Annotated in this window: 9 protein-coding genes and 1 pseudogene; 4 read left to right on the top strand and 6 right to left on the bottom strand. The window is 62.3% G+C overall.

What is annotated here, in order from left to right; translation table 11 throughout:
- Positions 1 to 104 precede the first annotated feature (104 nt).
- The 4 genes and pseudogenes from ACZ889_RS01700 to ACZ889_RS01685 form a co-directional block, all read right to left on the bottom strand.
- Entirely contained in the window at positions 105 to 1,424 is a 1,320-nt protein-coding gene (locus ACZ889_RS01700) for a TldD/PmbA family protein (RefSeq protein WP_435653003.1), read from the bottom strand.
- Entirely contained in the window at positions 1,424 to 2,866 is a 1,443-nt protein-coding gene (locus ACZ889_RS01695) for a TldD/PmbA family protein (RefSeq protein WP_180689163.1), read from the bottom strand. Before ACZ889_RS01695 ends, ACZ889_RS01700 begins: the two co-directional genes overlap by 1 nt.
- Before the next feature lie 31 nt (positions 2,867 to 2,897).
- A pseudogene (locus tag ACZ889_RS01690) lies at positions 2,898 to 2,999 on the bottom strand (hypothetical protein); the annotation flags it as partial.
- Positions 2,987 to 3,865: a LysR family transcriptional regulator gene (locus ACZ889_RS01685; protein WP_180689164.1), complete on the bottom strand. Its 879-nt coding sequence runs from the start codon at positions 3,863 to 3,865 to the stop codon at positions 2,987 to 2,989. The pseudogene ACZ889_RS01690 and the gene ACZ889_RS01685, both read right to left, overlap by 13 nt.
- Before the next feature lie 350 nt (positions 3,866 to 4,215).
- Here ACZ889_RS01685 and ACZ889_RS01680 point away from each other — a divergent pair, with 350 nt between their 5' ends.
- The 3 genes from ACZ889_RS01680 to ACZ889_RS01670 all read left to right on the top strand — a co-directional run bounded on the left by ACZ889_RS01680 (position 4,216) and on the right by ACZ889_RS01670 (position 6,700).
- Positions 4,216 to 4,479 carry a DUF3077 domain-containing protein gene (locus tag ACZ889_RS01680; RefSeq protein ID WP_180689165.1) on the top strand — a complete coding sequence of 88 codons (264 nt, stop codon included), beginning with the start codon at positions 4,216 to 4,218 and terminating at the stop codon, positions 4,477 to 4,479.
- Positions 4,480 to 4,808: 329 nt separating this feature from the next.
- Positions 4,809 to 5,765 carry a 2OG-Fe(II) oxygenase family protein gene (locus ACZ889_RS01675; RefSeq protein WP_180689166.1) on the top strand — a complete coding sequence of 319 codons (957 nt, stop codon included), beginning with the start codon at positions 4,809 to 4,811 and terminating at the stop codon, positions 5,763 to 5,765.
- A gap of 2 nt (positions 5,766 to 5,767) precedes the next feature.
- On the top strand, positions 5,768 to 6,700 hold the full coding sequence (locus ACZ889_RS01670; RefSeq protein ID WP_180689167.1) for a DMT family transporter: 933 nt from the start codon (positions 5,768 to 5,770) through the stop codon (positions 6,698 to 6,700).
- On the opposite strand, the gene ACZ889_RS01665 is transcribed toward ACZ889_RS01670, so the two are convergent.
- A complete protein-coding gene (locus tag ACZ889_RS01665; RefSeq protein WP_476257140.1) occupies positions 6,697 to 8,499 on the bottom strand; it encodes an acyl-CoA dehydrogenase in 1,803 nt (600 codons plus the stop codon). The two genes, ACZ889_RS01670 and ACZ889_RS01665, sit on opposite strands and share 4 nt — an antisense overlap.
- Before the next feature lie 142 nt (positions 8,500 to 8,641).
- Here ACZ889_RS01665 and ACZ889_RS01660 point away from each other — a divergent pair, with 142 nt between their 5' ends.
- Positions 8,642 to 9,325 carry a hypothetical protein gene (locus ACZ889_RS01660; protein WP_476257139.1) on the top strand — a complete coding sequence of 228 codons (684 nt, stop codon included), beginning with the start codon at positions 8,642 to 8,644 and terminating at the stop codon, positions 9,323 to 9,325.
- A gap of 540 nt (positions 9,326 to 9,865) precedes the next feature.
- On the opposite strand, the gene putA is transcribed toward ACZ889_RS01660, so the two are convergent.
- Positions 9,866 to 13,819 carry a trifunctional transcriptional regulator/proline dehydrogenase/L-glutamate gamma-semialdehyde dehydrogenase gene (gene putA, locus ACZ889_RS01655; protein WP_003249419.1) on the bottom strand — a complete coding sequence of 1,318 codons (3,954 nt, stop codon included), beginning with the start codon at positions 13,817 to 13,819 and terminating at the stop codon, positions 9,866 to 9,868.
- Positions 13,820 to 13,881: the final 62 nt, after the last annotated feature.

Below are 13,881 nucleotides of genomic sequence, written 5' to 3'. Positions count from 1 at the left end.
CCTCGTTTGTCAGTGCCGGCCCTTTCGCGGCTAAAGCCGCTCCTACAAGGGTTACGCGTTCCTTGTAGGTGCGGCTTTAGCCGCGAAAGGGCCGGCAAGTCCAGTCACAATGTCAGGGTCAGGCCTTTGACCAGTGCTCCGGGCAAATGACTCGACCCGGTACTGCGCTGTCCATAAGTACTGGTCGACAGAATCATCTCGCGCTCCTGGGTCAGGTCCTCCAGCTGGCTGCCCAGCAAGCTGTACAGGCTGTCATCGAAGCGCATGGTACTCACCGGCCCCTGAATCTGCCCATCTTCTACCCAGAAAGTGGCGAAGCGGGTCAGCCCGGTCATGCGCGCCGCTGGCAGGTCCGAGTAGTTCAGGTACCACAGGTTGCTGATGTACAGCCCGGTGCCTAGACGCTCAAGGATCTGCGCACTGGCCAGACTGCCCGGCGCCAGGCTGAGCGCACAGGGCGACTCGTAGCCGTCGGCGCCATTGGCCTGCAGCTCGAACTCGGCCGCACTGCGCGCACTGATCAACCGCTGCCGGGCCTCGCCTTGCTGGATCAGCGGCACATCCAGGCGCGGCGCACCTTCATCGGAAAATGCCGGGCTAAGCGAGCCGCTGACCTGCTCGGTAAAACTGACCAGCGGGCTAAGCCGTGCATCGCCATTGTACAGGCGCTGCAGAGCGCTGTTGCCAGTGGCCAGGGCCTGCGCGGAAAAGCCGCCCCAGCACAACATGCCGGCGACTTCGTCCATGGCCGCAGGTGCAAGGTAGGCGCGGTAGGTGCCGGGCTTGAGGGTAACTGCCGGGCGGCCGAGGAAACCCAGCTGCTCTCGTGCTTGGCGCAGGCGTGCGGCGAAGTCGTCGGCACTCCAGACCTGGCCGGCATAGTTGGCCTTCACTGCCTGGCCATTATCGTGGAATAGGCTCCAGTCGACGTTGAAACTGTTGGCCTGGTGCCAGCCGAAGGCGCCGAACGAGCTGGCGAAACCACGGCAGACCGGGCCGGCGGCGTAGATGCCGACCAGGTCCAGGTCGCCTGCTTCACGCTCGAGCAGGGCCAGTACTTCGTTCAGTGCGGGCAGGGGGTGTTTCTGCAGGCTATGGCTGTGCCAGGCATTTTCGTCCAGGCGCAGGTAAGGGTCGAGTGCCAGCAGCGGCAAGGTCTGGCGCAGCTGCTCGAGCGCAACGTTCAGGCGCTCGCGATCCAGTTGCACGTCGCCACTCAAGGTCACCTGCTGTTCCGCCTGGCGCCCATCGCGCACCAGTCGCAGTTGCGCGCTGGCCTGGCTAACTTCGCCGGCCTGGCGCACCTTGGCATGGTTGAAACGCACGAACTGCGATTGCTCGGCACTGTAACCGAGGGTGAACTGCTCGCCCGCCTGAAGGGCGGTGCGCACCTCCCCGACCAGGGTTTCGAAAGCCTGTTTCATCACGCGTCTCCTCCGAATACATCGATCTGGCGGAACACACAGGCCGGCGAGGCGTGGCCGACCCGCACCACCTGATTGGGTTCGCCCTTGCCACAGTTGGGCGTGCCCAGCACCTGGAAGGTACTGTGGTCGCCAACCGCCGACAGGTTGCGCCAGAACTGCGCGGAGATGCCGCGGTAGTTGGGGTTCTTGACGATGCCCTTGAGCTCGCCATTTTCAATCAACTGGCCCCATTCGCAGCCGAACTGGAACTTGTTGCGTGCATCGTCGATGGACCAGGAACGGTTGGTACGCATCAGGATGCCGTGCTCGATGCCTCCGATCAGTTGCTCGAAAGACTGGTCGCCCGGCTCGATGTTGAGGTTGGCCATGCGGTCGATCGGCGCGCGGTTCCAGCCGCAGGCACGGCTGTTGGCCACGCCGTCCAGGCCAGAGCGGAACTGCGACAGCGCGCCACCCAGCGGGCGCAGCAGCAGGCCGTCGCGTATCAGGAACGCTTTGCTGGCCGGGGTGCCGTCGTCGTCATGACTGTAGCTGGCCAGCTCTTCGCCAATGGTCGGGTCGAAGGTCACGTTCAGCAGGCTGGAGCCGTACTGCAGGTGGCCGAAGTCGCTGGTTTTGACGAAGCTGGTGCCGGCGTAGTTGCGCTCGTCGCCGAGAATGCGGTCCATCTCCAGCGGGTGGCCGATGGATTCGTGAATCTGCAGCATCATCTGGTCCGGCATCAACAGCAGGTCGCGCGGGCCACTGGGGGTGTTCGGTGCCAGCAGCAGTTGCAGTGCTTCGTCGGCCACCCGGCTGGCCGCGCCGACCAGGCCGCAGCGCTCGATGATCTCGAAACCACCCTGTTGGCCGAAGTTGTCGCGGCCCAGGCTGCGGCTTTGGCTGTCCTGGCCGTCGCTGGCGGTCACCCCCAGGCCCGGGAACAGGAAGCGCTGGGCATGGCGCAGTTCGGCGCCGGCCGAGTTCAGGTAGGTTTGCTCGACCAGGCTCAGCCCCAGGCTGGCCTGCCAGTCCACCAAACGGCTGTCCTTGGGCACGCTGGCCGATTCGGCGGCGAGCAGGCCAAGGCAGTCGGCGAGGCTGGGCACGGGTTGGTCGAAGTTGGGCGAAACATGGTCGTGGCGTGCGCTGGTCACGGCTTGTTCGCGCAGGTCCAGCAGGCTGTGCCGGGCGATCTGCCGCGCCAGCGCCTCGGCTTGCTCAAGGGCGCGCTGCAGGCCAGCCTGGGACAGGTCGGCGGTGGCAGCGTAGGCCTCCACGCCATTGACCCGCACGGTGAGCATGGCGCCCTCATCCTGGCTGAAGAAGGGTGGTTCGGCGACGTTGCGGCGAACCGAAAGCGCCTGGTGCGACTGTTTCACATGGCGCAGGGAAAACAACTCGGCCGTACTGCGCAGCGCAGCAAAGCGCTGGCGCAGCAGGGTGCTGGAATCGAACATGCGGATGCCTCCGTGTACACGGTGGCTCCCCCTAGAACCACCCGTCTTGCATGCCGAGGCAGGTATCGTCGTGTGCCTCGAGCAATGCCAGCTCATTATGGCAGCCCGGTACTTCCCAGGTCAGGAAATAACGCCGGTTGCTGACAGCCCATCTTTCTGAATGGCGGCTTTCAACATTTCGTTCAGTTGCAACGCGACATGGTGGGAGGTATCCGTCAGCAGGTAAAGGTGATGCTCGGGGAGGGCGGGCAGGCCCCTCCCTTCCATGAACGCGAGCGATGTATCGCCGCTGTCCAGCCCTTCGACAATGCCGACGGCCAGGCCACTGCGCATGCATGCCAGCACCGCATGCCAGTTGGCGCTTTCAAGCAGGATACGGTAGGCAATGCCGTGAGCCTTCAACGCCTGCAGGGCCGCTTCTCGATATGGGCAGCCCTTCAGCTGCAGTGCCAGCGGCAAGGGGCGACTGGCATCGTACTCGAACCCAGGCGCAGCGGCCCAGCGCGGCTGGGTGGTGCGAAGCCATTCACCTTGCTGCCAGTGTTCACTGCTGACCGCCACTGCCAGGTCCAGTCGTTGTCGCGCAAACAGGTCGATGAGTTCTGCGCTGGAGCATGCCACCGCTTCCAGTTCCAGTTTCGGGTTGCTGGCGACGAACACCGGTAAAAAATCGCTCATGAGGTTGGCGGCATAGCCGTCCGGTACACCCAGGCGGACCTTGCCAGTGATCTGCTGCGACGACAGCGTAGCAAGCAGCCGGTCATGGGCCATCAGGAAGCGGGTTGCCTCACCCAGCAAGTGCCGGCCTGCCGGGGTCAGCTCCACCGACTGGTTGCTACGGGCAAACAATTGTTGGCCGACCTTCTCCTCCAGCTTCTGGATCTGCGTCGTCACTGCCGATGGGCTGCGGTGTACATAGTCGGCTGCATCCTTGAAGCGGCCAAGCCGGGCGACTGCCTGGAAGGTTCTCAATACGTCTATGTCGAGGGCTTTACCCATGTAACCACCTGATTTGGTCGGATCGAACCAGCACTTCGATTTAATCAACTGTACAGGCTTTATACCCCCTCCTACTGTGTGGCTACAGCACGGTTGCCCCTCGAAAATGCAATGGAATGATACGGATGAGTAACAGGCCCGGCTGGAGTCGACATCGATTCGGCTACAGGTGTCTGCTGAGTTTTGGACTTTTCATCGAGGCTAGTGATGTGTTGCCTGAGCGGACCTTTTCGCGGGTAAACCCACTTCTACAACGCTCATCCCCTGCCATGGCTTGCGGTGGACTTTGAAGCGGGTTTACCGGCGAAAGCGCCGCACAGGGAATCGATAAATTCCAGGGAATTTGAGCAATGACAATAGAAGACACGCAATTGACCGCCGGCAAGACTACCTTCTACCAAGGCGAAAACGGCGCCCACCCACTGTTCCGCATCGAGCCCGGCATCCCGTGTAGGGACGCCCGCGAGCAGTCTTCTGAATTGATGGGCTATGTGCGCGAACTGACGATCACTGGGTTGATGGATGAAAAGCCGATGATGATCTGGGCTGCCCACTATCTGAGCGCGATGGCCAAGGCGCTGATGGACGATGCTGAGTTGGGGATGAAGCAGTGAGGCCTATGTTCAAGGTGCATCAGGGCCGCCATGTGTTCGGCGCAAAAATTTCAGCGCCTATTACATCGACCTCACAGTGGCCCAAGAGACTTTGCTTCACCATCAGGAGCTGAGCCTCATCACTTTGTTCGGTTTCGAGACGTGCAATGAGCTGCCAGTGAGTACGAACAGGCTGATCGGTAACTGGCAGGGGATTACACCTCCATCTTTTCAGAGGCGCCCGGCACTGCAACTGCCGTGTGGTGGACGAGTTCGCCAGTGGCGATGGCTCGGTGCGCTACCAGATCGCGAAGTACCTCCAGTAGCAACTTCACGGGGACACACAGATCATGAATCACTCAGACAGCTTACCCCTTTTCGAACGCGGCTTTGGCCGCGTGAAGCTGGCACTCAAGTCGACGTTGAAACGCGCACCAAGGTCTTCACCGACCTGGTTGGGCGAGCAGCCAGCCTGGCGTGACGACCTGCTAAGTCAAGGCTGCAACGTCAGCGGCACCAGGACACTTGATCAGCTGGGCTATGCTCACAGCCCGCACAAAGAAATTGCGGTGGATACCATCACCGGGGTGGCAGTGGTCCAACGCTTGTTCACTGCCGAGGGTGTCGCGGTGTTGCAAGACATCTGTTCTCATCTGGAGCAGGGGGCCGGGGACAGTGACTGGATCATATCCCGGCGTACGCGAGGGGTGACCGCACTGTCGCCGTTTCTCAACGACATGATGTGCAGCCGCGCATTCCTGCTGGCGGTCTCGCGTATTGCGGGCGTGCCGCTTGTACCTTACCCCGTGCTTAATGCCCGCTCGCAGATCAACTACTTCTATCCGAAGCCAGCCGAGCAACAGCAGCAACTGGGTATGTGGCACACAGACGGCACCAACTATGTGTTGAACATCGTGCTGTCGGATCGCTCCGACTACAGCGGGGGAGAGTTCCTGTTTCATAACGGTACCGTCGATACCTTTGACGCCCTGGATTACCGAACTTTTGAAACCGCCCGGCTGGACCAGCCGGGTGATGCCTTGTTCATCTACGGCAGTCGATTGTTCCACGGTGTTCGCCCTGTCCTCAGTGGCCGACGCATGTCGCTGGTGCTGTCCTTCCACTGCCCCTGCTTCAGTGACGATTCCAACCGCTTCTGGCACCTGGCCTCCGACGATGGCATTGCGACGACCATCCCCAACTGGCTGGGGTTGCACTGGGCCTTGCAGCGGTCGGCCGCCCGACAATATGCACGTATCGGTATCGAGCCGATCACGTTCGAGGAACTGCACAACACAGGGGCGTGATCATGCCAAGCAGTGCGCCATACCTGATTCTGCTGCAAGTCATCTTTGTTCTTTCGTGGAGCTCAGGCTTCATTGGTGCCCGCCTGGGCACGGAGGAAGCTGGCGCAATAAACCTGCTGTTCTGGCGGTTTCTGCTGGTCAGCATCTGCCTGCTGCCTTTCGTGGTGCATCGCTTGCGTACGCTGTCGTGGGCGCAGGTGCGCTACAACACGGTGATAGGCTTTTTAGCCCAGTTCGCTTATCTGGTCAGCGTATATATCGCCATACGGGGCGGGCTGCCGGCAGGAATAGCCGCCATCATCTGTGCGCTCCAGCCATTGATCACGGCATCCATGAGCAACAGGGGCCAGCATGAACGCAGCGGCCGCCAGGAGTGGGTGGGGCTTGGGGTTGGCTTTGCTGGCGTGAGCGTGGTTATTTTCGGTGAGTACAACCTCTCCACCACCCGGCTGGACCTCTGGCTGTACGCGCTGCCGCTGATCGCCGCGATCACGCTGTCCATCGCCACTCTCTATCAGCGGCGGCAATCGGTCATGGCAACAGACCACAGCAAGGATGGCTTGCTGATGCCGCTGTTTCTGCAGTCCACTGCGACGCTGGTATTGCTCACTGCCACAGGCTTGCCGCTGGGCTTGATCGAAGTGCCTGCCAGTACGCAGGTGTGGGCGGCAGTTGCCTGGCTGACGTTCTTCTCGACTTTCATCGCCTACTTGAGCCTTTGGATATTGCTGACAAAGCTGTCGGCGACCCGCGTGTCGGCGCTGGTTTATCTGGAGCCTCCTGTCACGCTGCTGTGGGCCGCGCTGATGTTCGGCGACGCTATCCACTGGACGACCTATGTGGGCATCGCAGTAGTCGCGACAGGCCTCGCTATTACTCGTAACCCACGCAGGTCGGGGCGGGCAGCGGGCGTCGAACATGGAGGCACCCCTTAGAACCACTCTTCTTGCATGATCAGGCAGGCGTTGTCGCGCGCCTCGAGCAGAGCCAATTCGTGGTGGCAGCCCGGTACTTCCCAGGTCAGGAAATAACGCGCGGCCTGCAGCTTGCCCTGATAGAAGTCGCGATCGGCAGGGTGACCTTTCTGCAGGCCAAGCTCGGCGTAAATGGCCTGTTCCAGCCAGCGCCAGCCGATCACGCAGTGGCCGAAGGCCTTGAGGTACAAGGCCGAGTTCGCCAGGGCGCCCGCGACCTTCCCTTGGGCCATGTCGCCTAGCAGGGCCAGTGTGACGCCCTGCAGGCGGTTGACCAGTTGCTCCAGCGGCTGGCGCAGTGGGTCGAGTTCAGGGTGGTGGCTTGCACGCTCGCCGGTTGTGGCGATCAGGCGGATCAGTTGCTTGAGCCCGGCACCTTGGTTCTGGGCCAGCTTGCGACCGAGCAGGTCGAGCGATTGGATGCCTTCTGTACCCTCGTGGATCGGGTTCAGGCGGTTGTCCCGGTAGTACTGCTCTACCGGGTATTCGCGGGTGTAGCCGTGGCCACCGAGAATCTGGATTGCCAGTTCGTTGGCCTTGAGGCAGAACGTCGAAGGCCAGGACTTGACGACCGGGGTCAGTAGGTCGAGCAGCGCCTGCGCTTGGTTGCGCGACGTTTCGTCGTCGGCGGTCTGGGTATCGTCGAACAGGCGCGCTGCGTACAGGCCCAGGTCGAAGGCGCCTTCTACATAAGCCTTTTGTGCCAGCAGCATTCGTTTCACATCGGTGTGCGCGATGATCGGTACTGCCGGGCTGAGCGGGTCTTTGCTGTCCGGCAGCCGGCCTTGCGGCCGCTGGCGAGCGTATTCCAGGGAGTAAAGGTAGCCGGCGTAACCCAGCATCACCGCGCCCATGCCTACGCCTATCCGCGCCTCGTTCATCATCTGGAACATGCAGGCCAGGCCCTGGTGCGGCTGGCCGACCAGATAGCCGACGCACTGGCCATTGTCGCCGAAGTTCAGCGCGGTCGAGGTGGTGCCGCGCCAGCCCATCTTGTGGAACAGCCCGGCCAGCAGCACATCGTTGCGCGGGCCGCGGCTGCCGTCCGGGTTTACGTGGTACTTGGGCACGATGAACAGCGAGATGCCCTTGACCCCGGGCGGGGCGTCCGGAAGCTTGGCCAGCACCATGTGCACGATGTTTTCCGACAGTTCGTGGTCGCCGCCGGAAATGAAGATCTTGTTGCCTTTGAGCCGGTAGCTGCCGTCGCCTGCTGGTTCGGCGCGGGTACGGATGTCGGCCAGCGACGAGCCGGCGTGGGGTTCGGTCAGCGCCATGGTGCCGAAGTAGCGGCCCTCGATCATCGGCTGCAGGAACAGGCGCTTCTGCTCTTCAGTGCCGAAGCTCTCGATCAGGTTGGCCGCGCCCATGGTCAGGAATGGGTAGGCCGTGGTGCCAGCGTTGGCGGCCTGGAAGTGGGCGAAGCAGGCTTGCGAGACCAGGCTGGGCAATTGCATGCCGCCCACTTCGAAATCGCGGTTGGCGTTGAGGAAACCGGCTTCGAGGAAGGCGTCGACGGCGGGCTTCACTTCGGTGATCAGCTCCGCGCGGCCGTCCACGTAGCGTGGCTCGTTTTCGTCGGCCTTGCGGTTGTGCGGGGCGAAATACTTTTCGGCGATGGTGCGGGCGGTGGTCAGTGCCGCATCGAAGGTTTCACGGCTGTGCTCGGCGAAGCGCGGGCGCTGGGTCAGGGCTTCGGCGTCGAGGACTTCGTAGAGCTCGAAGGCGAGGTTGCGGGGGCTGAGCAAGGTCTCGGGCATGGTGGCGGTCCTGAGGCGGGATGCTGCGAGTGTAGGAGCGTGGTGAGACTGGGGACAGGTTAATAGGTTTGCGTGATATGGGTTGAGAACGCCGGGAAGCCTGCCGGTTATTGGTGAAACCAACGCAAGGTCAGGTCGTGTAATGCCTGCTCGGGACAATATAGAGACGTTTCCCACAATCCCGATCGGAAATGGACTGCTGCGGATCGAATATCAGTTGGCCTTGAATGTGCGTTTTGGTGTTCACAAGGAAACGTTTCAGATGAGTGATGCCCACCACGCTGACTTGGCTGAGGCCAACGGCAACCAGGTTCCCTTCTTCGTAGTCTCACCCATGAAATTTGGTGTAATGACTTTCTTTACCTTGGGCTTCTACTGGGTTTATTGCTTCTATCAAAGTTGGAGTCTGCATAGAGAGAAAACGGGAGAGCGCGTAAGTCCGCTCTGGCGAAGCGCTTTTGCAGTGTTCTTCATCTATCCATTATTGAGAAGGGCAAATGACCATATTCGCGACTCAGGTAAAACCTATCCGTGGTCCATCCTGGGGCTCACGCTGGGCTATTACGGTTTTTGCGTTGTCTGGGTGGTTGCCAGCGTCGTGTTGGAAGGCCAGCTGTGGCCGGCCTATTTTGCGGGCATAGCCATTCAGGCAGCTTGGCTGATCATTCTGGTGTTCATGCAGAAGGGCATCAATTTCGGTGCGGGTGACAAAGAAGGGAAGGCCAACAGCCAGTTCACGCTGGCCAATTGGCTTTGGATGCTGCTGGGTATTGCGCTTATGGCAGCACAGCTGTTTGCTTTGATTGCGCTTTCACCAATGGTTTGAGCAATTTTTGGCCGGAGCTCTGTCTGAGGGGAGCTCCGGATAGTCCCCGATCCACCCCGCGCTTCCACTTGCCTTGAAGACAATACGATGCTGGGGTAGAAGCCTGCTGCAAGGCTTTTTTTTTGATATGTCTGTCTGGACGGGTCCTTTCGCGGGTAAACCCTACAGCGGCCTGTGTCCAACCCCCGACCTGTGTCCGGCACTGATCCGGTGTATTCGCGGGTTTACCCGCGAATACGGTGGTGGCGGCAACGGTGAACGGCGGGTAGAAATTGGCCGGCAGGTCCGGCCTCTTCGCGGGTGAACCCGCTCCTACACGACGGCCTGTGCATGTGTATAGGAGCGGGTTTACCCGCGAAAGGACCGGCCCAGGCAGCCGAGAATTTCCAGGGGATAAACGGTAACAACAGAAGACACCCAAGTCACCGTTGGCATGACCACGTTCTGGTGAGCACCTGTTAGTCCAGCCCCTGCTTCAGGACATGCACGCATAAAAAAGGAGAGCCGAGGCTCTCCTTCTTCTTCAACAACCCTCAGCCTTTAGCCAATGGTCATCAGGCTGGCGTTACCGCCTGCCGCTGCAGTGTTCACGCTCACCGCGCGCTCGATGACCAGGCGCTCCAGCGCAATCTGGTGATCACCGCTGGACAGCCCGTGCACCCCAACGATCGCCCCGGCACGCTTGGCCACCTGCTGGCATACGCCGCGCAGCTGGTCCGAGTCGCCATGGTGGATCACGGCGTCGAACGCCACTTCATCCTTGTTCCAGTCCGCGACCAGCTTCACCTTGGCCTGTAGCTCACGCGGCAGGCGGGCGCGCAGGGCCTTGCCCGGTTCACCGTCAACCCACACCGCCGAGCTGCCAACGGCCAGTACTGCGGCGAACTGCGCCAGCAGGTCAGTTTCGTTGTCGGCCAGGCACAGCACGTGCTCACGCGGCAGAATGGTGTAGCTGTTGCGCTCGCCGGTCGGGCCAGGCAGCAGGCGGGCGATGCCGCTCTGCGACTGGCTGGCGAACTGGCTGCACAGCGCGGCCAGGTCGGCCAGCTGGTTGTTCTCGGCCCAGGCCTTCAGGCCGTGCAGTGGCTTGACCAGCTGTTCGTGCAGGGTGCGATCCGGCTTGCCTTCGCCGTCCTGCTGCTGGAAGTGGCGGCCGATGGCGTCGGCCGGGCGGGTCGACAGCAGGCGGTAGAGGTACAGCGGGCCGCCGGCTTTCGGGCCGGTACCCGACAGGCCTTCACCACCGAACGGCTGCACGCCCACCACTGCACCCACAATGTTGCGGTTGACGTACATGTTGCCGGCGTTGGCGGTTTCCACCACCTTGGCGATGGTCTCGTCGATACGGGTGTGCACGCCGAGGGTCAGGCCGTAGCCAGAGTTGTTGATCTGCTCGATCAGCTGGTCCAGATTGCGGCGGTTGTAGCGCACCACGTGCAGCACGGGGCCGAAGATTTCGCGCTTCAGCTCGTCGAAGCTGTCCAGCTCGATCAGGGTTGGCATGACGAAGGTGCCACGCTTGATCTCGGCAGCATCGGCAATAGCGACTTGGTAGACCGGGCGGCCTTTCTCGCGCATGCCCTGGATGTGCTTCTCGATGCCAGCCTTGGCTTCGGCATCGATCACCGGGCCGATGTCCACGGCCAGGCGGTCCGGGCAGCCCAGGCGGCTTTCAGCCATGGCGCCCTTAAGCATTTCGATTACGCGGTCGGCGGAGTCTTCCTGCAGGCACAGTACGCGCAGGGCCGAGCAACGCTGGCCGGCACTGTCGAAGGCCGAGGACACCACGTCGATCACGACCTGTTCGGTCAGTGCCGAGGAGTCGACGATCATCGCGTTCTGGCCGCCGGTTTCGGCGATCAGCGGGATCGGGCGGCCCTGGTTGTCCAGGCGGCCAGCGACGTTGCGCTGCAGCAGGCGGGCGACTTCAGTGGAGCCGGTGAACATCACGCCTTTGACGCGCTCGTCCCCGACCAGGCCGGCTCCGACGGTTTCACCGCGGCCCGGCAGCAGCTGCAGCACGCCTTCTGGGATGCCCGCTTCCAGCAGCAGGCGCACGGCCTGGGCGGCGATCAGCGGGGTTTGCTCGGCAGGCTTGGCCAGTACCGGGTTGCCGGCAGCCAGGGCTGCGGCCACCTGGCCGGTGAAGATCGCCAGCGGGAAGTTCCACGGGCTGATGCACACCACCGGGCCCAGTGGGCGGTGGGCGTCGTTGCTGAAGTCGTTACGTGCCTGCACCGCGTAGTAGCGCAGGAAGTCCACGGCTTCACGCACTTCGGCAATGGCGTTGGCGAAGGTCTTGCCGGCCTCGCGGATGAGCAGGCCCATCAGCGGCTGGATCTCGGCCTCCATCAGGTCGGCGGTGCGCTCCAGAATGGCAGCACGCTCGGCGGGTGGGGTGGCCTGCCAGATCGGTGCGGCGTTCAGTGCGCACTGGATGGCGTTGTCCACGTCGGCAACGGTGGCCTCCTGCACATGGCCGACGACGTCGCGGTGGTCTGCCGGGTTCAGCACCGGTGCGGCAGCGCTCTCGCTGGCGGCGCAGGCCAGTAGCGGGGCAGCCTTCCAGTCATTGTGAGCGGTGGCCAGCATGGCGCAGGACAGCGATGCCAGGCGGTGTTCGTTGGCCATGTCGATACCGGCCGAGTTGGCCCGTTCGGTGCCATAAAGGTCGCGCGGCAGGGGAATGCGTGGGTGCGGCAGGCCGATACTGCCTTCCTGGGTACCCATGCGCTCGATGCTGGCCACCGGGTCGGCGACCAGTTCCTGGATGGAAATCGAGTGGTCGGCAATGCGGTTGACGAACGAGGTGTTCGCGCCGTTTTCCAGCAGGCGGCGCACCAGGTAGGCCAGCAGCGTTTCATGGGTGCCGACCGGTGCATACACGCGGCACGGGCGGTTCAGCTTGCCATCGGCAATCTTGCCGACCACTTGCTCGTACAGCGGCTCGCCCATGCCGTGCAGGCACTGGAACTCGTACTGGCCCGGGTAATAGTTCTGCCCGGCAATGTGGTAGATGGCCGACAGGGTGTGGGCGTTGTGGGTGGCGAACTGTGGGTAGATGGCTTCTGGCACGGCCAGCAGCTTGCGGGCGCAGGCGACGTAGGACACGTCGGTGTACACCTTGCGGGTATAGACCGGGTAGCCTTCCAGGCCTTCGACCTGGGCACGCTTGATCTCGCTGTCCCAGTAGGCGCCTTTTACCAGGCGGATCATCAGGCGGTGGCGGCTGCGCTTGGCCAGATCGATGACGTAGTCGATCACGTACGGGCAGCGCTTCTGGTAGGCCTGGATAACGAAGCCGATGCCGTTCCAGCCAGCCAGGGATGGCTCGAAGCACAGGCGTTCGAGCAGGTCCAGCGAAAGCTCCAGGCGGTCGGCTTCTTCGGCGTCGATGTTAAGGCCGATGTCGTACTGCTTGGCCAGCAGGGTCAGCGACAGCAGGCGCGGGTACAGCTCTTCCATCACGCGCTCGTACTGGGCGCGGCTGTAGCGCGGGTGCAGTGCCGACAGCTTGATCGAGATGCCTGGGCCTTCATAGATGCCACGGCCATGCGAGGCCTTGCCGATCGAGTGGATGGCCTGCTCGTAGGACGCCAGGTACTTCTGCGCGTCGTGCTCGGTCAGTGCGGCTTCGCCGAGCATGTCGTAGGAGTAACGGAAGCCTTTGGCCTCGAAACGGCTGGCGTTGGCCAGGGCTTCGGCAATGGTCTCGCCGGTGACGAACTGCTCACCCATCAGGCGCATGGCCATGTCGACGCCCTTGCGGATCATCGGCTCGCCGCTCTTGCCGATGATGCGGGTGAGCGAGGAGGTGAGGCCGGTTTCGTTATGGGTGCTGACCAGCTTGCCGGTCAGCAGCAGCCCCCAGGTGGCGGCGTTGACGAACAGTGACGGGCTGTTGCCCAGATGCGGCTGCCAGTTGCCGGTACTGATCTTGTCGCGGATCAGCGCATCACGGGTACCTTTGTCGGGGATACGCAGCAGGGCTTCGGCCAGGCACATCAGCGCCACGCCTTCCTGAGACGACAGCGAGAATTCCTGCAGCAGGCCCTGGACGATACCGGCACGGCCGCCGGCGCTTTTCTGATTGCGCAGCTTTTCGGCAATGCCCGCGGCCAGCTTGTTGGTGGCCTCGGCCAGTGGCGCGCTCAGGCGCGCCTGCTCCAGCAGCATCGGCACCACTTCCTGCTCCGGTCGGCGGTAGGCAGCGGTGATCGCCGAGCGCAGTACCGACTGCGGCAAGATGCTTTCGGCAAATTCGAGGAAGCACTGGTGGCTGTGGTCAGCCTGGACTTCACCGGCATCGTCGGCCAGGTTGCTGACATGACCGTTGAGTTCGGTCAGGGTGGCGCCACCCTCGAGCTTCTCCAGGTAGTTGAAGATCGCTTGCTTGATCAACCAGTGCGGCGTGCGGTCAATGGACTGCGCAGCTGCTTTGAGTCGCTCACGGGTCGGGTCGTCGAGTTTGACCCCAAGGGTGGTAGTCGCCATTTCTTATCCTCGTTATTGCCACGGTTGTGGCCTAAGCTGGCGTCAAGAGTATCTGTAGGACA

The organism is Pseudomonas sp. TE3895 (assembly GCF_056278855.1).
The sequence above is the reverse complement of the archived record's forward strand: the minus strand, read 5'-3'. Positions and strand labels throughout refer to the sequence as shown.